Below are 19580 nucleotides of genomic sequence, written 5' to 3'. Positions count from 1 at the left end.
CGTCGTGATACCGAGTAGCATGTGATGCAGACCACAGAACGTCAACCCCCGAGGGCCTGCGGTCGACGCCGACCCGTCTGTTGGGCGGCCGGAACCGTCTGTTGGGCGGCCGGAACCGTCGAGTGGGCGGCTACTGCAGTCGGACCGGATTCGCGACGCTCCGACTGCCCAACCAGTGGCTCCTACTGCCCAACAGACGGTTCCTGCTGCCCAACAGACGGGTGGTCGGGCAGCGGAGAACGTGGAACCGCGCTAGAGCTTCTCGACGGGGAGCCCGCCGAGCGACATGAGCGTGATGCGCCCGCCACTGCCGAAGTCGAAGGTGACGCGTTCGGTCGCCCCGGAGCCCTCCTTGGCGACGACCTTGCCCATCCCGTACTTCGCATGGGTGACCCGGTCACCGACCGAGACCGACACCTGCGCGTTGCGGCCGCGTGTCGGATCCGGCGAGTACGACGACCGGCCGCGCATCCCGCGCCCGGACTCCTCCCCCGCTCCCGACCGGTACGACCCCGCGCCGAAGAACCCGCCCGAGCTGCCGAACAACCTCTCCCGGCGCCGCGGTTCCGTCCGCTGCCAATCGATGAGGTGCTGCGGGATCTCCTGCAGGAACCGCGATTCCGGGTTGGACACGGGCTGACCCCAGGCCGACCGGACCATCGCGCGCGTCACGTAGAGACGCTTGCGGGCACGGGTGATGCCGACGTAGGCGAGCCGACGTTCCTCACTCAGCTCCGCGGGGTCACCGAGAGCGCGCATGTGCGGGAACTGTCCGTCCTCCCAGCCGGTCACGAAGACGACGGGGAACTCGAGACCCTTCGCCGTGTGCAGCGTCATGAGGGTGACGAGGCCGGACTCGCTGTCGGGCACCTGATCCGCGTCGGCGACGAGTGACACGCGCTCGAGGAAGGCGGCCAGCGACCCCGGTTCGGGCTCGCCGTCGGCGGGGTCCGGACGATCCTCCGGCGCCAGCGAGGCGGCGTCGATGCTGAACTCGCGAGCGACTGACACCAACTCCTCGAGGTTGTCCAGCCGCGCACCGTCCTGCGGATCCGACGACCCCTCCAACTCGTCGCGGTACCCCGACCGCGACACGATCGCCTCGACCAGGTCACCGATGTCGGCGTTGTCGCGCCCGGCGTCGATCGACACGGAGTCCGCGTCGTCGGACTCGCCGGAGGCGAAGACCGCCAGGAAGTCGTTGCGGAGGCTCTCGATGAGGTCGACGAAACCGGAGATCTGCTTGACCGCACGGGAGTTCAGCATCGCGACGTTGCCGGCGGCGGCGTCGATGAGTGCCTGGTAATAGCTGATGCCGGCGTTCTCGGAGTGCACGGCGACGCACGCCTGGGCGCGGTCGCCGATCGCCCGCTTGGGGACGTTGACGATCCGCCGGAGGCTCACGGTGTCCTCCGGGTTGGCCACGACACGCAGGTAGGCGACGATGTCGCGGACCTCGCGGCGCTCGTAGAAGCGCACACCGCCGACGACCTTGTAGGCGATGCCGAGGCGGATGAACACCTCCTCCAGCGCGCGCGACCCGCTGTTGGTGCGGTAGAACACCGCCACGTCGGAGTAGGCGAACTCTCCTGTGTCGGTGAGCCGGTCGATCTCGCCGGCGATGAACGACGCCTCGTCGCGCTCGGTGTCGGCGACGTATCCGACGATGAGTTCGCCCTCGCCGGAGTCGGTCCAGAGCTTCTTCTCACGCCGGTTGGGGTTGCGGGCGATGACGGCGTTCGCCGCCGACAGGATCGTCTGGGTGGAGCGGTAGTTCTGCTCCAGCAGGATGGTCTCGGTGTCGGGGAAGTCGCGCTCGAACTCCTCGATGTTGCGGATCGTCGCGCCGCGGAACGCGTAGATCGACTGGTCGGCGTCACCGACGACGCACAGCTCCGACGGGGTCACGGCCCCCGCGCCGGTCCCGACGAGCTCGCGCACCAGTACGTATTGCGCGTGGTTGGTGTCCTGGTACTCGTCGACGAGGACGTGCCGGAACCGACGACGGTAGTACTCGGCGACCTCGGGATGGGTCTGCAGCAGCGTGACCGTCTCACCGATGAGGTCGTCGAAGTCGAAGGCGTTCGCCGCCGCCAGGCGTCGTTGGTACTGCGTGTAGATGTCGGCGAGGGTGATCAGCGTGTCGTCGTCGGACTCCGACGCCTGCGCACTCGCGGTCGCGGGGTCGATCAGCTCGTTCTTGAGGTTCGAGATGTGGATCCCGGATCCGCGGGGCGAGAACTTCTTCGGGTCCAGGTCGAGGTCGCGGACGATCATCGCGAGCAGGCGCTTGGAGTCGTCGGCGTCGTAGATGGAGAAGTTCGAGTTCCGGCTGGCGATGAGCGCGGCCTGCGCGCGCAGGATGCGCACACACGTGGAGTGGAACGTCGAGACCCACATGCGGTTGGCGCGCGGACCGACGAGCGACACGACGCGCTCCCGCATCTCCGCGGCGGCCTTGTTGGTGAAGGTGATGGCGAGGACCTCGCCCGGCGAGACGTCCCGCTGCGCCAGCAGATACGCGATCCGACGGGTCAGCACAGCGGTCTTGCCGGACCCGGCGCCGGCCACGATCAGCAGCGGCGACCCCGCGTGCATGACCGCCGCCCGCTGCTGCGGGTTGAGCCCCTCGAGCAGTTCGCGGGCACGGTCGGAGAGGTCGTCGCCGGCGATCCCGGAGACGACGGGATCGCCCCTGGTGAGGCCGGGAAGCGACGGCTGTGGTGCGGATTTCATCAGGGATCGAGCGTACCCGCGACGTCGGACAGGCGACGCGCGCCATGCGCACAGGTGTTCTATCGGAGCAGTGCGGGGTCGTACACCTCGCCGACCTGGCCGGCCGAGAGGTGCAGACCCACGCCCGCGGTCAGCGGCCGGATGGAGACGGTGTCGCCGGAGCCCATGGCCTGCACGTACAGCGGGTGCAGACCCGACGAGACCGGGACGGTGACCGGCGCGCTGTCACCGATGCGGACCTCGACCCGACCGTCGCCGGTGGCGCAGTACCCGACGGCGACGGTCCACCGCCAGCGGATGATCGGACCGTCGAGCGGGATCGTCGTCGGGCCGGTCACCTCGGGGCGCGCGCAGGTGCCCGCACCCTCGCGGAAGGTCCGGGCTCGGGTGACGGCGCCGTCGGCGCGGCGGCCCTGCGGGTCGAGGACCTGCAGCCGGTCGGTCCAGTCGCCGAACCGCGGCCGGTCGCGCAGGCCTGCGAACACCCGGGAGATCTGGTTGTCGGGGTAGGCGACGGGCAGCAGCACCTCCAGCGGGAGCGCCTGGTCGAACATCGGGGTGTCGGCCATCTCGGCGAGTGAGGTCGTCGCGGTCCGCAGGTAGTCACCGGTCGGGTTGTCGGCCCAGCTGTCGGTGAACGCGACGGTCGAGATGATCGACGAGACGCACACGGCGGCGGTGGCGGCCACCCCCACGGTCCCGGCCCGGCGGGGCAGGAACTCCCGCCGTGCCGGGGACGAGAGGACGAGCACCGCGGCCACCGCGATCACCAGCGCGCTGTCCGGCAGGTACCGCAGTGTCTGCGCCAGTTCCAGAGCCGTGCCCGAGCTGCTGCGGTTCCACCCGACGAGCGCCTGCGCCACGACCACATATCCCGCCGCGGCCGCCAGCACGAGCCCGGCCCCCCGTCGCAGGGCAACCCCCAGTGCGACGACGACGGCGACCACGACGGCCGTCGCGAGCACCGCGCCGACACCGATCGCACCGAACGGCGGGCTCGGGTTCCACCGCGCCCACGACCACGGTCCGCCGAGCAGCGCGGGCAGCACACCCCGGGTCAGTCCCCGCCACGTGAGCGCCCACGTCTGGGACAGGGAGTGGTCCCCGGCCGCGGGATGGGCGAGGAAGGCGAAACAGACCGCCCAGACGACGGTGACGCCCCCGATCGCGATCCACACCGCCCGCGACCGGGCGAGCGCCGCGCGCACGGTGTCCTCACCACCGGCGAGCCGGTCACGTCGGACGCACAGCACGGCCACCATCAGCGCGATCGGACCGATCAGTGCGGCCTTCTCGAAGAACAGCATCCCGATCGCCGCGACGACGGCCGAGCGCACCGCGAGAGTTCGCACGGCAACCGGCGGCCGTGCCCGGCAGGCGAGCACGGCGTCGCCGGCGACCCAGGCGGCCGCGGCCAGGAACGGCAGACTGTTCAGTCCCGCCGCCCACCACACCGCCGCCGGCACCGTCATCGGGCTGAACAGGAACAGGACGAACACCGCGATCGTCGCAGGACGGATGCCCCCGACGATCACGAGCAGCCGGCCCACCACCACCGACACGATCGCCTGGCCGACGACGAGGGTCGCGGCGGCCACCGGCCAGCTCAGCGGGGCCAGCGCGGTGAGCAGGCCGGCCACCGCGAACGCCCCGGGCATCACGTGACCGTCGTGGTTGTCCAGGAGATACCCCAGACCGTCCGACGAGCCGGCACGGGCGACGAGGATCAGATCATCCCAGTAGAAGTCCCCGCGGGCGAGCGTCCAGCACCGCAGTCCGAGCTGGGCCACCACGGCCGCGGCCGCGACCAGCAGCAGGATGCGCGCCGGAGGACGCCGCAGGGTCGCGGGCACCCGGGCGGCGGATACCGCCGTCGGCGTCGAGAGGGCCACGGACCGTGTGTACCAGCCGTGGCAAGATCAGCGGGATGGACACCCCCGACACGTCAGGCGGCAGCGGGATCGACCTGTCCGCCTACGACCTCGGATCCGACGTCGAGGACATCGGCGACGACATCGACTCGCTGCGCCTGGAGATCGATCGACTCGACGCGATCATCCTTGCGGCGGTCACGCGTCGCAGCAACGTGTCGAAGAAGGTCGGTCGAACACGGATGGCCGCGGGCGGACCCCGCCTGGTCTACAGCCGTGAGGTGCAGGTGCTCGAGCGGTTCTCCTCCCTCGGCAGCGAGGGTCACACGCTGGCCATGCTGCTCCTGCGTCTCGGCCGGGGTCCGCTGGGCCGGTGAGCGCGGGCGCCGAGAACGTCCGGCGAGGCGACCGGCGCCGCTCGCCTCACATCGCCTCGATCTTCGGCAGGATGTCGTTCTTGAGGCGCTTCATGTCGTCCATCGTCTTGGCGGTGGGCACGTCGGCGAACGGCGGCCACAGCAACAGCTTCGTCAGGCCCGCGTCGCGATAGCGCTTGAGGATGTCGGTCACCTGACGCTCGGACCCGACCAGCAGGTTCGTCGCCTTGCCCGCGGGTGTCTGGTCCATGTCGTCGTCGGTGATCACGGTCCAGATCATGCTGGCGATGTCGAGGTCCTCGATCGTCCGTGAGGTGTCGAGTTCCTCGAGCTCGGCGGAGATCCTGGCGCGCCAGCTCGAGATCTCCTCCGGCGAGTCCTGGATGCCGATCCACCCGTCGAGCCCGTACCTCGCCACCCGCTTGGCGGCGCGCTTCGCATCCTTGAGGCCGCTGAAGTACATCGGCGGGCGCGGGGTCTGCAGGGGTTTCGCGCCGAAGCCGCTGGGCCCGAAATCGGCGAACTCACCGTGGTATTCGAACACGTCGTTCGCCCAGATCCCCTGCATGATCTCGATCGTCTCCCGCAGGTGCTGGTGCCGCCGTGGGAAGATGTGTCCGGCGCTGGCGGCGGCGAACTCCTCCGGCATCCACCCCGACCCGACGGCGACGTTGAGTCGACCGTTGCTGAGGTGGTCGATGGTCGCGAGCTCGGCCGCGAGGACACCCGGCGCGCGGTACGGGGTGTCGATGATGCTCATGCCGATCCGCACCCGGCTGGTCTTGGCCGCGAGCCACGGGATCAGCGGAAAACCTTGCAGGAACTCACCTCTCGACGACACCGGCAGCTGCTTGGGCAACTCGTGCATCATGCCGAAGGCGTATTCCATCTCGGCACGGTCCGACGCCTCCGGGACGATGATCCGGTCGAGGGTCCAGACGGACTCGAACTCGAGCTCCTCGGCGAGCGCGGTGAGGTCCTCGAGTTCGGCGACGGTGACCGTCTCGCGGAAGTTGGGCAGGTACAGGGCGAGTTCGAGCATGGGGTCCTCCTCGTGGAGCGGGTGGTCAGTGGGCGGTCAGTGTGGAGCGGATGTCGGTCTTGAGGATCTTGCCGACGGTCGACCGCGGTAGGTCGGTCCAGACCTCGATCTGCTTGGGGGCCTTCACCGAACCGATGCGGGCCTTGACGAACGCGGTCAGCTCCTGCGGGGTGGGCGGGTCTCCGTCGTTCAGCAGGACGACGGCGGTGACCCGTTCACCCCACTTCTCGTCGGGGAGGCCGACGACGGCGCAGTCGCGGACGGCGTCGTGGGCCATCAGTGCCTGCTCCACCTCGGCCGAGTACACGTTGAACCCACCGGTGATGATCATGTCCTTGGCCCGGTCGACGACGTGGAGCAGACCGTCGTCGTCGAGGAACCCGATGTCGCCGGTGTGATGCCAGCCGTGGGTCGACGCGGCTGCGGTCGCCTCCGGGTTGCGGTAGTAGCCCGCCATGACGAGCGGGCCGCGGACGCACACCTCGCCCCGGGTACCGGCGGGGAGCACACGGCCGTCCTCGTCGAGCACGGCCACGGTCACCAGTGGTGACGGGAACCCGGCCGAGGAGAGACGTTCGTGGTGGATGGTGCCGTCCGGCAGGCGGTGTTCGGCCGGCGACAGCGTGGAGATCATCATCGGCGCCTCCGACTGACCGAACAGCTGTGCCATCGGCCCGATCCGGTCGAGGGCCTCGGCGAGCCGGCTCGTCGAGATCGGTGCGGCGCCGTACCAGAAGCACTGCAGCGACGAGAGATCGGTCGCGTCGAGGGCGTCGTGGGCGAGCACCATGTAGATCACCGTCGGCGGCAGGAAGGTGTGCGTGATCCGGTGTCGCGCGACGAGTTCGAGGAACTCCCCCACGTCCGGGTGATCCATCACGACGATCTCGCCACCGAGGGCCATGATCGGGAAGCACAGCACCCCCGCCGCATGGGTGAGCGGCGCCAGCGCGAGGTAGCGCGGTCGGCCCTCGAAGGGGTATCGCATGAGCACGACCGACGTCATCGTCTGCAGGTTCCGGTCGGTGAGCATCACCCCTTTCGGCCGACCGGTCGTCCCGCCTGTCCCGACCAGGGCGACGACGTCGTCGACCGGGTGCTCGTCGACGGGGTCGTCGTCGGCGGCCTCCGCGAGCCAGTCCTCGAGACCCGGTGCCGCGCTGTCGGTCTCTCCCAGACGGACGAGGGTGACCAGCGAGGGCAGCTGCGGTGCGATCTCGGCGACCAGGTCGTCGAATGCGGGCTGGAACAGGAGCGTCGTGCAGTCGATTAGGTCGAGCAGGTCGGCGTTCTCGCGAGCTGCGTTGCGCGGGTTTATGGGACACCACACGGCACCGGCCCGGGCGATGCCGAAGACGCAGGCGAACGAGGTGGGGTGATTGGCGGACAGGATCCCGACCTTGTCCCCGGCGCCGACGCCGGACCGACGCAGAGCGCGGGCGACGGAGTGCGAGAGGGTGACCACCTCCCCGTAGGTCATCGACTCCGCGCCGAGAGTGAGGCACGGCGCGTCCGCACCGAGAGATGCGCCCTTGTCGAGGTAGAAGGCCAGCGTCACAACAGGTCCCGACCGTGCTCGGCGTCCGCCGTCGCCCTCACATCCCCATCCCACCGTCGACCGGCAGGCCGGCCCCGGTGATGAACTTGGCGGCGTCGGAGGACAGGAACACCACGGCGTCGGCCATGTCGTCGACCTGGCCGAGTCGCCCGAGCGGGGTGAGTTCGGCGACAGCACCCGCTGCGGCCTCCGGGGAGTCGAACAGTCCGAGACCGGCCGTCTCCACCGCGAGCTTGTTGCCCATGGCCGTCGGGGTCAGACCCGGGTAGATGCAGTTGATCCGCACCCCGTAGCCGAGCTTGCCGGACTCGGCCGCGGCGACGCGGGTGAGGCGGTCGATGGCCGACTTCGACGCGGAGTAGAGCGCGATCCCCGGGAAGGCGATGGTCGCGGCGACCGACGCGATGTTCACCACCGCGCCACCGGCACCGGCTGCACCGCCGGGTCGCATCGCCCGGAATCCGTGCTTGATCCCGAGCGCCGTGCCGAGGACGTTGACCGACAGGAGAGTCGAGGCGGCCTCGGCGTCGAAGTCGATCAGCAGGTCGGTGACCTCGACACCCGCGTTGTTCACGACGATGTCGATCCCGCCGAGGGCGGCGACCGCCGTCGACATCGCCGACTCCCACTCCGCGTCGTGGCGGACGTCGAGGTGCACGAACTCCGCTTTCGCCCCGGCCGAGCGCAGGCCGTCGACCGTCTCGTGTCCCAGCTCGTCGTTGATGTCGGCGACGGCGACGGCCGCCCCTGCCTGCGCCAACGCCGACGCCATCCCGGCGCCGAGCCCCTGCGCCGCGCCGGTGACCAGCGCCTTCCGGCCGGTGAGGTCGTAACTCGTCATGTGTGTGCCCTTCCCTGGACGGACTCGGCCCGGAGCGTCGGACGCCGGGCGCAACCGAGGATTGATGCGATCGAGATCACACTATGAAGAATTCTTGACACTCGTCAAGGTTTTCCTGGGCAGTCGTCAAGAAATCGGGGTCGGCCGGGTCGCGGTGCACGTCAGAGGCGTGTCGGGCCGTACACTCGGCCGATGACCACCGCCACGCGCGCCGACGCGCGGTCGGGGCTGCGAGGTCCCGACAAGTTCGCCGCCCGCCGCAGCGAGCTCGCGACCGCGACCCTGGTGACACTCGCCGAGTTGGGGTACGCGCGCACCAGCCTGCGAGAGATCGCGCAGAACTCGCCGTACTCGCACGGTGTCCTGCACTACTACTTCCGCGACAAACTCGACCTCCTCGCAGAGGCCGTCCGCATCTACGAGGACACCTGCGTCACGCGGTACGACGAGGCAGTCGCGGCCGCGACCACCGCCGACGAGCTGCGGAGCGGGTTCTCGACGATGTTCGTCGGCACCCTCGCGGCGGATTCGTCGCTGCACCGCCTCTGGTACGACCTGCGCAACCAGACCCGTTTCGAGTCGTCCCTGCGTGACGAGGTCGGAGAGATCGAGGCACGCCGCGCGGACATGATCTGGAACGTCGTGAGTCGCTACTGCGAGCTGCGAGGCGAACCCGCCCGCTTGTCGAAGCAGTTGGCGTACACCACCTTCGACGGGATCTTCCAACACGGGCTCGACGACCTGCTCAACGGCACCGACACCGAACTGACGCACGCCCGAACGCTTCTCGACGAGGCTTTCGACGCTCTCTGAGAACTCATGTCCCGGACGCCGGCCGGGATCCGCCCACCGGCTGCGCCGCGGCGACGGGATGACCGTGGGCCGCCGCGTCCTCTCGATACCGAGCCGTCCACTCCCGCGACCGCGCATCACGCCCTCGTGTCAGCGGTGGCGGTGGCGCCAGGCGCGGATCGAGCCCGAGAGCGTCGAGGACACGACCGGTGGTGGTGGTCGGGTCGGCGACGAGTTCGTCGAACTCGACTCGCAGCGGCTCGATCCCCTCCCGGGCGAACCAGCCCTCCCACGCCTGCTGCTGGGCGACGACGTACTCGGCGAGATGCGCGATGGCGGCGCGGTGATACTCCGCGTGCTCGTCGCGGTCGGATCCGGCGGCGATCGACCACGACTGCGTCTGCACGGCGCGCCACAGGGCGACCGCCTGGCCGGCGACGTCGGCACGGTGGACGTAGACCCACGTCGGGTCGACGTCGAGGACGGCGCGCACGGCCTCGCGCAACAGCGGCTCGCGCCCACCGAGCAGGTCCCGGGCGCGCCGGCACAACACCGAGGTCTGGTTCCACATCAGCTTGCCGCCCCACACCCCGTTCGCACCGACGCCCTGCGCTCGGACGTCGGCGCGCCACTGCTGCGCGTCACGGGTGTCGGGTCGGCCCGGACGGACCGGGGCGAGCAGGGCGTCGATCGTCGGGTCGTGCACGCCCACGAACCAGTCCGGCGACTGCGGCGGCAGCGAGGTGTCGGGGAGGTGCTCGAAGAACTCCGCGGGACGGCCGGCCACCCCGGTCACGCCGAGCGACTCCAGGAGCAGGGTGCTCCCACTGCGCTGACTGGCGCACACGACGTAGGCGCGGTCGATGTCTGGACGGGCGGGTCCACTCACCCGGCCCACACTAGAAGGCGTGTGGCCGGGCGCGCTCGTCGGAGAGACCCACCGCCCACGGTGATCACGACGTCGCGACACTAGGCTGGACGGCACGGGGGACCGCGAGTCGAAGGGTCGGACGGATGGCGAGCGAGCGCACGAGCAGGAACCAGGCCGAGTACCAGGGGCCCGGGGAGCACCAGGAGGGTCACGACCACGACGTGACCGGCAGCCACGCGTGGCAGGAACTGTCGGCGCATCAGCCGCACGTCTATGCGATGCATCTGCGTGAGGTGTTCGCCGTCGACCCCGACCGCGGGCGCGACCTCACCATCGACGTCGGCGACCTCCACATCGACTACTCGAAGCATCGCGTGCTCCGCGAGACCCTCGAGTTGCTCTTCTCGCTGGCCCGCGAGACACACCTCGAGGACAAACGCGACGCGATGTTCTGGGGCGAGCACATCAACACCTCCGAGGACCGCGCGGTCCTGCACACCGCCCTGCGCCTGCCGCGGGAGGCGACGTTGAAGGTGGACGGGCAGGACGTCGTCGCCGACGTCCACGAGGTGCTCGACCGCATGGGCGCGTTCACCGATCGGCTCCGCAACGGCGAGTGGACCGGGCACACCGGTGAGCGGATCCGCACCGTGGTCAACATCGGGATCGGCGGCTCCGACCTGGGCCCGGCGATGGTCTACCAGGCGCTTCGGCACTACGCCGACGCCGGGATCTCCTGCCGGTTCGTCTCCAACGTCGACCCGGCCGACCTCGTGTCCGCCCTCGCCGACCTCGATCCGGCCACCACTCTCTTCGTCATCGCCTCGAAGACGTTCTCCACTCTCGAGACCCTCACCAACGCCGCGGCCGCTCGCGCGTGGCTGTTGCGGGGGCTCGGACTCGACGAGACGGACACGCGGAACGCGGCCGTCGCCAAACACTTCGTCGCGGTGAGCACCGCGGCGGAGAAGGTCGCCGACTTCGGGATCGACACCGAGCAGATGTTCGGGTTCTGGGACTGGGTCGGTGGGCGGTACTCCGTCGACTCCGCGATCGGCCTGTCGGTGATGGCGGCGATCGGCAAGGAGGCGTTCGCGGACTTCCTGCACGGGTTCAACCTCGTCGACCGGCACTTCCGTTCGGCACCCCTGCATCAGAACGCTCCGGTCATCCTCGGTCTGATCGGATTGTGGTACAACAACTTCTGGGGCGCCCAGTCGCGTGTGGTGCTCCCCTACTCCAACGACATGGCACGCTTCGCCGCCTACCTGCAGCAGCTGACGATGGAGTCCAACGGCAAGTCCGTCGACTCCCACGGCCACCACGTCACCACCGACACCGGCGAGATCTTCTGGGGCGAGCCGGGCACCAACGGTCAGCACGCCTTCTACCAACTGCTGCACCAGGGGACCCGACTGGTCCCCGCCGACTTCATCGGATTCGCCACGCCCACCGACGATCTCCCCGTCGCATCGTCCGACGGCGGCGACCCCGGTTCGATGCACGACCTGCTGATGAGCAACTACTTCGCGCAGACCAAGGTCCTCGCCTTCGGCAAGACCGCCGACGAGATCGCCGCCGAGGGTGTCGACGCACAGGTGGTGGCGCACAAGGTGATGCCGGGCAACCGGCCGTCGACGTCGATCATCGCGCCGGAGCTGACACCGTCCGTCCTCGGCCAGCTGATCGCCCTCTACGAGCACCAGGTGTTCGTCGAGGGCGCCATCTGGGGGATCAACTCCTTCGACCAGTGGGGCGTCGAGCTCGGCAAGACGCAGGCGAAGGAACTGCTCACGGTCCTGGAGCAGCCCGACGCCCCTGAGCAGCAGGATGATTCGTCGACCGATGCCCTCATCCGGTGGTATCGCGAGCACCGCGGACGGACCGTCTGACGCGACGGTGACGGACCCGACGGTCGCCCGCTTCTCCGTGGTGGACGACATGTTCTACCGCGGTCACCACGGGCGCGGTCCGTCGTCGGTGATGCAGGGCGTGTGGCGGTTCCCCGACCGCATCACGCCCGACGACCTCGCCGCGATGCATGCAGCCCTGTGCGCCGGTGCGCTCACCCGCAGAGTCCACAGCCCCCGCGTCCCGTTCGCGCGGCGCGCACTCGTCGGCGGCGCGCGGGTGACACCGCTCGTCGTCGACGAGATCCCCATCCGACCCGGGGAGGTCGTCGACTGGGCCGACACCCGCGCCCGCACCCCACTCGACGTCGACCGGGGACCCGTCTGGGAACTGGCACTCGGCCACGTCGCGGATGCGGGGTCGGTGGTCACGCTGACCTGCTCACACCTGGTCACCGGAGGCGTCGGCATGGTGGCGATCGCGGAGGCGTCGCTGGCCACCGGCGACGCCGCCCCCGATCCTCCTCCCCCACCGGCACCGCCCCGCCTCCGTGACGACCTCCGGGACGCGCTCGTGCTGTGGATCCGTGTGATCGTCGGTGTCGCACGGTCGGTGGCACGCGCCTGCACCGACCCGATCGTGCGCAGCGAACTGCTGGGCGCCGCACGGGGTTCCGCCGCCGCGACCCCCGCTGACGCGGAGGCGACGCACCGCACCACCGTCGTCGACGTCGACGCCGACGGGTTCGCAGCGCTCGCCGATCGCGAGAACGCCTCCACCACCGCGGTGTTCGTCGCGATCGTCGCCGACTGTGCGCGGCGCGTCCACCGGCGTGACCCGGTGCGGGTCGCCGTCCCGGTCGCGATGCCCGACGGGTCGGTGGGCAGCTCGGTGGTCACCGTCTCCGCAGCCGACACCCTCGCCGAGCTGTCCGCGCGGATCACCCGGGTGGCGACGCGTGTCCGTGAGCGCACGGTCACGTCGACTGCCCACCCGGCCGACCCGTCGGCGTCGGTCATCGGCTCGCCCGGCGGGATGCCCGACGAGTTGATGCAGATCGTCGGCGACCGGCTGGCCGCCCGCGTCACCGGCGACCCCGGGTTGGACGACGGACTCGCCTCGAGCCTCGGCGTCCTGCCCGACGCGTTCCTCGGTGTCGGCGGTCACATCTCGGACGGTCTCGCCGTGCGCGCGGTCACCACCAACCGGTCGTCGACGAAAGTCGGTGTGGGCGCGTGGATGGCCCGGTCGTCGGCACGCGTCACCCTCGCGTTCGACCTCACCGGCATCAGGGGGGACGAGGTCGTCGGGACGACCCTCGACGACTGGGGTCTGCGTCACCGGTCGTGGTGACGGGTTTCGGACTGCGGGCGGGATACGTAGGCTCGCCGACGATGACCACGGACCTCCTCGCTTTCTCCTGGACCGACACGAACCGACTCTGGCTCATCGAGAACCCCATCCGGATCACCGTCTACGTGGTGGTCGCGCTGATCGCCCGCTGGGTGCTGCACCGGATGATCGATCGAGCCACCCGCTCCCGCGGCCGGACCCTGACACCCGCACTCGTGCGACATCTGCGCGACCGCGCCCCCGCAGGGCTGCGGGACGCCGCGGCGATCGAACGCCGCCAGCAGCGAGCCGAGACCATCGGTTCGGTACTGAAGTCGACGGTGTCGGTGATCCTCCTGGTGTGGGTGGTGCTGTCGCTGTTCACGGTGGTCGGGGTGAACATCGCGCCGTTCCTCGCCTCGGCCGGCATCATCGGTCTCGCCATCGGTTTCGGCGCCCAGAACCTGGTGAAGGACTTCGTCTCGGGTGTGTTCATGCTGCTCGAGGACCAGTACGGGGTGGGCGACATCATCGACGTCGGTGAGGCGTCGGGCACCGTGGAGACCGTGGGTCTCCGGGTGACCACCGTCCGCGACATCGACGGCACCCTCTGGTATGTCCGCAACGGCGAGATCGTCCGTGTCGGGAACATGAGTCAGGACCACGCCGTGGCGCGGATCGAGATCCCCGTCGCCCACGACGCCGACGTCGCCCGTGCGCAGACCGTGGCGCTGGCGGCGGCCACCGAGGCGGTCGCCGATCCCGCCCTCGGCCCCGACGTCCTCGGTCCGCCGCAGATGCTGGGTGTGCAGGACATCACCGCGGGGATGGTGACGCTCCGGATGACCGTGACGACCTCGCCGAACGCCCAGTGGGCGATCGCACGTCGCATCCGTGAGGCGGTGCTCCTCGCGTTCGACGGTGAGGGCATCCCCCGGCCGACGCTCGCCGCGGCGTTGACCTCGTCCGACGACTGACACGCGGCCTCGTCGGCGCGGAGTGAACGGCTGACCGGTACAGACCCTTACGATCTGTCCATGACCGCCTCGTCATCGGCCGCGACCCTCACCGCGCCCCCTCGTCCCGGCCGGAAGATCCCGACGCGGTGGCCCGCGACGGCGGTGACTGTGGCCGCGAGCGCCGCCCTGCTCGCCGGGTGCACGTCGGGCTCCACCGGCGACGAGGCCGCGACGCCCTCACGACCGAGCGTCTCGGTGCCCGTGTCGGCGGACGTCACCGCCCCGGCCGGACCGGTGGCACAGACCGCGCCGGGCGCGGCGTTGCAGTTCGGCCAGAGCGCCTACCTGCCCGCCGCCGCCTTCCGGCCCGCCGGTCAACTCGCGATGGTGACCGTGACCGGGATCGAACCCGGTGTAGCCGGTGACCTGCCGGAGTCGGTGACCGACGGTGGTGTCCCGTTCTACGTGCACGTCACCTTCACCACGCTGGTGGATCGCGTCCTCGACGTCCCGTCGGTGATCGGACTGGCCGGCAGCCCCGACGGGAAGACCGCCACCCGATCCGTGGACCCGCCGGACGGATTCCGTCAGTGTGTGAAGACCGACCCGCCGCGCGCACCGCAGCGCGGGACGTCGTGGGCGACGTGCTTCATCGCCGTCGCCGACCGCGGCGTCGACCTGAACCGGGTCATCTACTGGGCACAGACCTCGAACGACCCGGGCGACGACTACAAGTCGGCGCCGGTGGTGTGGTCCGCGCCGGGCGCGGGCGGCCCGGCGGCGTCGGTGGCCCCGACCTCGTGAGCACTCACCAGGCCTGACCGCCCTGGTGATGGTGGACGCGGGTCCGCACCGTGTTCCCACCCGAGCGCTTGGCCTCGTACATCGCCGCGTCGGCGAGCTCGGTGTACAGCGAGGTCGTCATCAGCCGGCCGGCGCCGGTGATGTCGCCCGTCATGTGTACGACGCCGACGCTGGCGGTGACCACGGGCTCGCTGACCGTCGCGATGGTGTGGAGAACGTGGTTGGCCAGTCGGTGCGGGTCCGTCCACCGCAGGCTGTCGGCGATGACGAACTCGTCGCCGCCGATGCGGGCGACGACACCGCTGGTGCCGACGGCCTCCCGCAGCCGCGTGGCGATCAGCGCCAGGACACCGTCGCCGTGGCGGTGGCCGTACCGGTCGTTGATCTCCTTGAAGTTGTCGAGGTCGGCCACGATGATCGCCACCCCACGGTCGTTCATCGCCGTCATCCGCTCCAGCGCACGGTCGAGGCCGCGACGGTTGAGGACCCCGGTGAGGGTGTCCACCTCCGACGCCGCCGCCTCCGACGACAGGGTCTCCAGGAGGAACTGTGTGGTCACCGGAACGATGATCGCGACCACCAGCACCTGGACGACGGCGATGGTCGCCAGGGCGATCCCCGACTGATCCGAGTCGACCATGCGGACGGCCAGCACCACCGTGACGACGACGGACAACAGCAGATGCGCGGCCAACAGGCGCGCTCCGTGGAAGATCGCGATGTAGCCGGCGATCAGGACGAACACGGCGCAGCCGTAGAGTCCGCCGAGGGAGGTCTGCTGGACGAGGACCCCCACGGCGGTGGCGACGTCGCAGGCGAGCACCCACCACCGGGAACGTGTCGCCGACGGCCACGGCAGGACCAGCCACATCGCGGCGGCACCGACGGCGACGACGGCGCTCAGGACGCCGAGCACCGTCCAGGCCCCGGAGGTGTCGCCGCTGCTGACGACGGCGATCGGGACGAGTGCGATGAAGCCCGAGCTGACGGCCATGATGAGGCGCGAGGGTTCGATGAGCTGGCGATCTGCGAGGTACGCGCTGAGGAATCCGAACTGATCGGCCCGGCGCCACCAGTGGCCGAGGACCCATCCCAGTTGCTCGAGCGCCACGGGCAGCCGGATCACGACGCCCCGTCCATCTGCGTGCCCCCCGACGACTGTCGCGCTGGATGTCGCACCCCACGCGAACATGTGACCTGGCACCACGTGTGCCGTGCGGTGATGCTAGCTCACAGTGCCGTCACACCATGCGTCGTGTGATGGCACCAGGGAGGTGACTCAACGCCGCGTCGACGACGGCCCACGGCCACCGGGGCACGGCCTCCCGCAGCGGCTCACGTTCGACGGCGGCGACCAGCGCCGCGACACCCTTGTCCCGCTCGACCATCATCGCGCTCTTGACACCCGCGTTGATGTCGGTGGAGATGTACCCCGGCAGCAGGATGCTCACCCGGATCGGCGACGAGCGCAGCTCGGCCTGCAGTCCCTCCCCGATGGCGGTGAGCCCGGCCTTCGACGCCGAGTACGCGGTCTGCGCCTTCGGCAGTCCGCGGACGGCGCTCATCGAGCTGATGAGAACGAGGTGGCCGTGGTTCTGGGCGCGGAAGATCGACATCGCCGCCTCCACCTGCGCCAGGGCCCCGACGAGGTTGGTCTGCACGGTCTCGATGTTCGCGTCGGGCCGGCCGGTGCCGATCGGTGCGCCCTTGCCGAGTCCCGCGTTGACGATGATCCGGTCGAGTCCACCGAGACGCTGCGCGAGGTCGTCGAACACGACGGGCACGCGCGCGGTGTCGGTGACGTCGAGCTCGGCGACCTCGACCGCTCGCGCCGACCCGGACAGCTCCTCGGCGAGGGCCTCGAGCCGGTCGAGTCGCCGGGCGGCCAGCGCGAGGGACCGTCCACGCTCGGCGAACGCCCGGGCCATGCCCTCGCCGAGTCCGGAACTCGCGCCGGTGATGAGGATCGACTGTCTGCTCACCCGGGCGACGCTACTTGAGCAGCCTCGACATCCGACGGTCGGCGAGCACCTTGCCACCGGTCTGACAGGTCGGGCAGTACTGGAACGACCGGTCGGCGAAGGACACCTCACGCACCGTGTCGCCGCAGACGGGACAGGGCATCCCGGTGCGGGCGTGCACCCGGAGACCGGATCGCTTCTCCGACTTCATCGTCGCGACCTCCTGACCCTCGAGCCGGACGGTCGCGTCGGACAGCACCGCGTGCATCGACACCCACAGCCGCTCCACCGCCTCCCCGTCGAGGGTTCGCGCCGACGCGAACGGCGACAGCTGCGCCGTGTGCAGGATCTCGTCGCTGTAGGCGTTGCCGATCCCGCTGAGCACCCGCTGGTCGGTGAGGACGGTCTTCAGCCGCGACCCGGTGCCCGCGAGCAGCCCGGCGAACTCCTCACGGGTGAGTGCGAGGGCGTCGGGTCCCAGCGTCGCGATGCGGTCGACGTCCTCGACGGCCCGCACGATCCACACCGCGAGACGTTTCTGGGTGCCGGCCTCGGTGACGTCGAATCCCTCACCGGGCAACCCGCAGTGCACCCGCAGCGCGATCGGCCCCTTGCCGCCCGGCCGCGGCGGCGTCTGCGACAACGAGTTCGACCACCGCAGCCACCCCGCCCGCGACAGGTGGACGACGAGGTGGATCACGTCGGGATCGGGGCCCGGTTCCGCGGGTTCGGTGCTGATGACGAGGTACTTGCCGATCCGTCCGACGCGCGCGATCACCCGTCCGACGAGGGCGGTGTAGGGCGGGTCGGCGGTCTTCAACACGGCGAGGGAGGCGACGTCGACGCGTCGGATGGGCAGTCCGGCCGCGCGACCGTCGACGTAGTCGGCGATGGCCTGTACCTCGGGCAACTCCGGCATGGCATCTAGTCTGCACTGATGAGCAGGACTCCGGGGGTGAACGTCGGGGGGACGGATCCCCGGGGTACCGATGGCGGGGAGGGTCTCGACGACGCGGCGCTGGCCGCGTCGATAGCGCAGGGTGCGGGTGAGCTGCTGGTCGCCGCCCGTCACGACTCGCTGCTCACGGGTCGCCTGCTCGGTGACATGGGTGACGCCCTCGCGCAGGCGTGGATCGCCGCGGTGCTGCGTCGGCACCGACCGGGCGATGCGGTGCTCTCGGAGGAGGCCCGGGACACCGGCGAGCGGTTGGGGGCGCGGCGTGTCTGGATCATCGACCCGCTCGACGGCACGCGCGAGTACGCCGCCGGCCGCGACGACTGGGCGGTGCATGTCGCCCTCACCGTCGACGGGACGCCGACCGACTGCGCGGTGTCGTTGCCGGCGGTCGGCGAACTGTTCTCCACCGCGGACGTGGCGTTCCCTGCGGAGGCGTCGGGTCGGATGGTGGTGTCGCGGCGGGGACTGACCTACGAGACCGGCTGGGTTGCCGACCGGCTCGCGTTGCGGCCGTATGCGCTCGGCTCCGCCGGGGCGAAGGCGATGGCGGTCGTCCGCGGTGACGCCGACGCCTATGTCCACGGGATGGGCCAGTACGAGTGGGACAACTGCGCACCGGTGGGCGTGGCGGCCGCGGCGGGGATGCACTGCAGCACGTTCGACGGGACGCCGCTGCGCTACAACCACTCCCGGCCCTACGTCCGCGACTTCGTGATCTGCCGGCCGGAGATCGCCGACCGGGTGCTCGCCGCCCTCGACGAGATCTTCTGACCCGACCGCTCCCCCGCCGACCGTGCCGACACCGCGCGCCGAGCGGGCAGAAACTACACGCCGACCGGGCAGAAACCCGGCGCCGAGCGGGCGGTCAGGGCGTGCGCAGCAGGTAGATGTCCATGATCCAGCCGTGGCGTTCGCGTGCCTGGGCGCGGGTCTCCCGGATGGTCTCGCCGACGTCACCGACGGTCCCCGACAGCACGATCTCGTCGGGGGTGCCGAGGTAGGCACCCCACCAGATCCGGTCGTCGGGATCGGCCGTCCGCAGGAAGGCGCAGTCGGCGTCGAGCATGACGATCTGGTTGGTGTCCGCCCCGGACGGCGTCGACGGGAGGCGACGTCCGGTCGTGATGTGGATCGGTTCGCCGATGCGGTTGGCCAGGATCCGGTGCGCGGCGGTCAGCGCGGACGCGCTGGTCACGCCCGCGATCACCTCGACGGCGAGGTCGACGCGGCCGCGCGCGAGGATCGCGTCGGTGACGCGCAGGGTGGAGTCGTACAGGCTGGGGTCGCCCCAGACGAGGATCGCTCCGACCCCGCCGTCGGGCAGTTCGGCCAGCAGTGCGTCCTCGATCGCCTCCGATCGCGCGTCGTGCCATCGCCGCACTTCGGCGTCGTAGTCGACGGGGTCCCGGTCGCGGGGCGGGTCGGCGATCTCGACGAACCGGTACCGGCCTGGACCGATGTGCTCGTCGCACATCCGACGACGGATGTCCCGGAGCGGCGACGACGCGGCGCCCTTGTCGAGGACGAAGAACGCGTCGACACCCTGCATGGCGTCGACGGCCTCGAGGGTGACCTGTCGGACCCCACCGGGTCCGATGCCGATCACCCGCAGCGTGCGGGTCACGCC

17 protein-coding genes are annotated in these 19580 nt (G+C 70.4%); 7 read left to right on the top strand and 10 right to left on the bottom strand.

Annotated elements, in window-relative coordinates:
• Nucleotides 1–252: 252 nt before the first annotated feature.
• Complete coding sequence (gene pcrA, locus ACXVUM_RS13720; RefSeq protein WP_458522330.1) at nucleotides 253–2736, bottom strand: DNA helicase PcrA; 2484 nt, start codon at nucleotides 2734–2736, stop codon at nucleotides 253–255.
• A 59-nt stretch (nucleotides 2737–2795) separates the two neighbouring features.
• Nucleotides 2796–4628, bottom strand: a complete 1833-nt coding sequence (locus tag ACXVUM_RS13715) for a hypothetical protein (RefSeq protein ID WP_458522329.1) — start codon at nucleotides 4626–4628, stop codon at nucleotides 2796–2798.
• A 35-nt stretch (nucleotides 4629–4663) separates the two neighbouring features.
• Between ACXVUM_RS13715 and ACXVUM_RS13710 the strand changes: the two genes are divergently transcribed.
• Entirely contained in the window at nucleotides 4664–4984 is a 321-nt protein-coding gene (locus tag ACXVUM_RS13710) for a chorismate mutase (protein ID WP_458522328.1), read from the top strand.
• 46 nt (nucleotides 4985–5030) lie between these two features.
• Here the strand turns inward: ACXVUM_RS13710 and ACXVUM_RS13705 are convergent, their stop codons facing one another.
• From ACXVUM_RS13705 to ACXVUM_RS13695, 3 genes are read right to left on the bottom strand one after another with little or no spacing between them, the layout of a single operon-like run.
• Nucleotides 5031–6026 carry an LLM class flavin-dependent oxidoreductase gene (locus ACXVUM_RS13705; protein WP_458522327.1) on the bottom strand — a complete coding sequence of 332 codons (996 nt, stop codon included), beginning with the start codon at nucleotides 6024–6026 and terminating at the stop codon, nucleotides 5031–5033.
• A 25-nt stretch (nucleotides 6027–6051) separates the two neighbouring features.
• On the bottom strand, nucleotides 6052–7584 hold the full coding sequence (locus ACXVUM_RS13700; RefSeq protein ID WP_458522326.1) for an acyl-CoA synthetase: 1533 nt from the start codon (nucleotides 7582–7584) through the stop codon (nucleotides 6052–6054).
• Between the two features lie 37 nt (nucleotides 7585–7621).
• Nucleotides 7622–8425 carry an SDR family NAD(P)-dependent oxidoreductase gene (locus ACXVUM_RS13695; protein WP_458522325.1) on the bottom strand — a complete coding sequence of 268 codons (804 nt, stop codon included), beginning with the start codon at nucleotides 8423–8425 and terminating at the stop codon, nucleotides 7622–7624.
• A gap of 192 nt (nucleotides 8426–8617) precedes the next feature.
• Here ACXVUM_RS13695 and ACXVUM_RS13690 point away from each other — a divergent pair, with 192 nt between their 5' ends.
• Nucleotides 8618–9238: a TetR/AcrR family transcriptional regulator gene (locus ACXVUM_RS13690; RefSeq protein ID WP_458522324.1), complete on the top strand. Its 621-nt coding sequence runs from the start codon at nucleotides 8618–8620 to the stop codon at nucleotides 9236–9238.
• Nucleotides 9239–9242: 4 nt separating this feature from the next.
• Here ACXVUM_RS13690 and ACXVUM_RS13685 read toward each other — a convergent pair whose 3' ends face one another.
• Nucleotides 9243–10106: a Stf0 family sulfotransferase gene (locus ACXVUM_RS13685; protein WP_458522323.1), complete on the bottom strand. Its 864-nt coding sequence runs from the start codon at nucleotides 10104–10106 to the stop codon at nucleotides 9243–9245.
• 125 nt (nucleotides 10107–10231) lie between these two features.
• Here ACXVUM_RS13685 and pgi point away from each other — a divergent pair, with 125 nt between their 5' ends.
• Genes pgi through ACXVUM_RS13665 form a run of 4 tightly spaced genes read left to right on the top strand, consistent with a single transcriptional unit; the run spans nucleotide 10232 to nucleotide 15034 of the window.
• Entirely contained in the window at nucleotides 10232–11980 is a 1749-nt protein-coding gene (gene pgi / locus ACXVUM_RS13680; RefSeq protein WP_458522322.1) for a glucose-6-phosphate isomerase, read from the top strand.
• A gap of 7 nt (nucleotides 11981–11987) precedes the next feature.
• Entirely contained in the window at nucleotides 11988–13292 is a 1305-nt protein-coding gene (locus ACXVUM_RS13675; protein WP_458522321.1) for a hypothetical protein, read from the top strand.
• 41 nt (nucleotides 13293–13333) lie between these two features.
• On the top strand, nucleotides 13334–14248 hold the full coding sequence (locus ACXVUM_RS13670; protein WP_458522320.1) for a mechanosensitive ion channel family protein: 915 nt from the start codon (nucleotides 13334–13336) through the stop codon (nucleotides 14246–14248).
• Between the two features lie 60 nt (nucleotides 14249–14308).
• Nucleotides 14309–15034, top strand: coding sequence for a hypothetical protein (locus ACXVUM_RS13665; protein WP_458522319.1), 726 nt, complete (start codon nucleotides 14309–14311; stop codon nucleotides 15032–15034).
• A gap of 4 nt (nucleotides 15035–15038) precedes the next feature.
• On the opposite strand, the gene ACXVUM_RS13660 is transcribed toward ACXVUM_RS13665, so the two are convergent.
• The 3 genes from ACXVUM_RS13660 to ACXVUM_RS13650 all read right to left on the bottom strand — a co-directional run bounded on the left by ACXVUM_RS13660 (nucleotide 15039) and on the right by ACXVUM_RS13650 (nucleotide 17914).
• The gene (locus ACXVUM_RS13660) at nucleotides 15039–16160 is read right to left on the bottom strand and encodes a diguanylate cyclase (RefSeq protein ID WP_458522318.1); all 1122 of its coding nucleotides are present in this window, start codon (nucleotides 16158–16160) and stop codon (nucleotides 15039–15041) included.
• Nucleotides 16161–16275: 115 nt separating this feature from the next.
• Nucleotides 16276–17016 (bottom strand): SDR family oxidoreductase, encoded by a 741-nt coding sequence (locus ACXVUM_RS13655; protein WP_458522317.1) that lies wholly within the window; start codon nucleotides 17014–17016, stop codon nucleotides 16276–16278.
• Between the two features lie 10 nt (nucleotides 17017–17026).
• Nucleotides 17027–17914, bottom strand: coding sequence for a DNA-formamidopyrimidine glycosylase family protein (locus ACXVUM_RS13650; RefSeq protein WP_458522316.1), 888 nt, complete (start codon nucleotides 17912–17914; stop codon nucleotides 17027–17029).
• 18 nt (nucleotides 17915–17932) lie between these two features.
• Here ACXVUM_RS13650 and ACXVUM_RS13645 point away from each other — a divergent pair, with 18 nt between their 5' ends.
• A complete protein-coding gene (locus ACXVUM_RS13645; protein ID WP_458522315.1) occupies nucleotides 17933–18724 on the top strand; it encodes an inositol monophosphatase family protein in 792 nt (263 codons plus the stop codon).
• Between the two features lie 94 nt (nucleotides 18725–18818).
• On the opposite strand, the gene cobF is transcribed toward ACXVUM_RS13645, so the two are convergent.
• Complete coding sequence (gene cobF, locus ACXVUM_RS13640) at nucleotides 18819–19577, bottom strand: precorrin-6A synthase (deacetylating) (RefSeq protein WP_458522314.1); 759 nt, start codon at nucleotides 19575–19577, stop codon at nucleotides 18819–18821.
• Nucleotides 19578–19580: the final 3 nt, after the last annotated feature.

The organism is Williamsia sp. SKLECPSW1 (assembly GCF_054332755.1).
The sequence above is the reverse complement of the archived record's forward strand: the minus strand, read 5'-3'. Positions and strand labels throughout refer to the sequence as shown.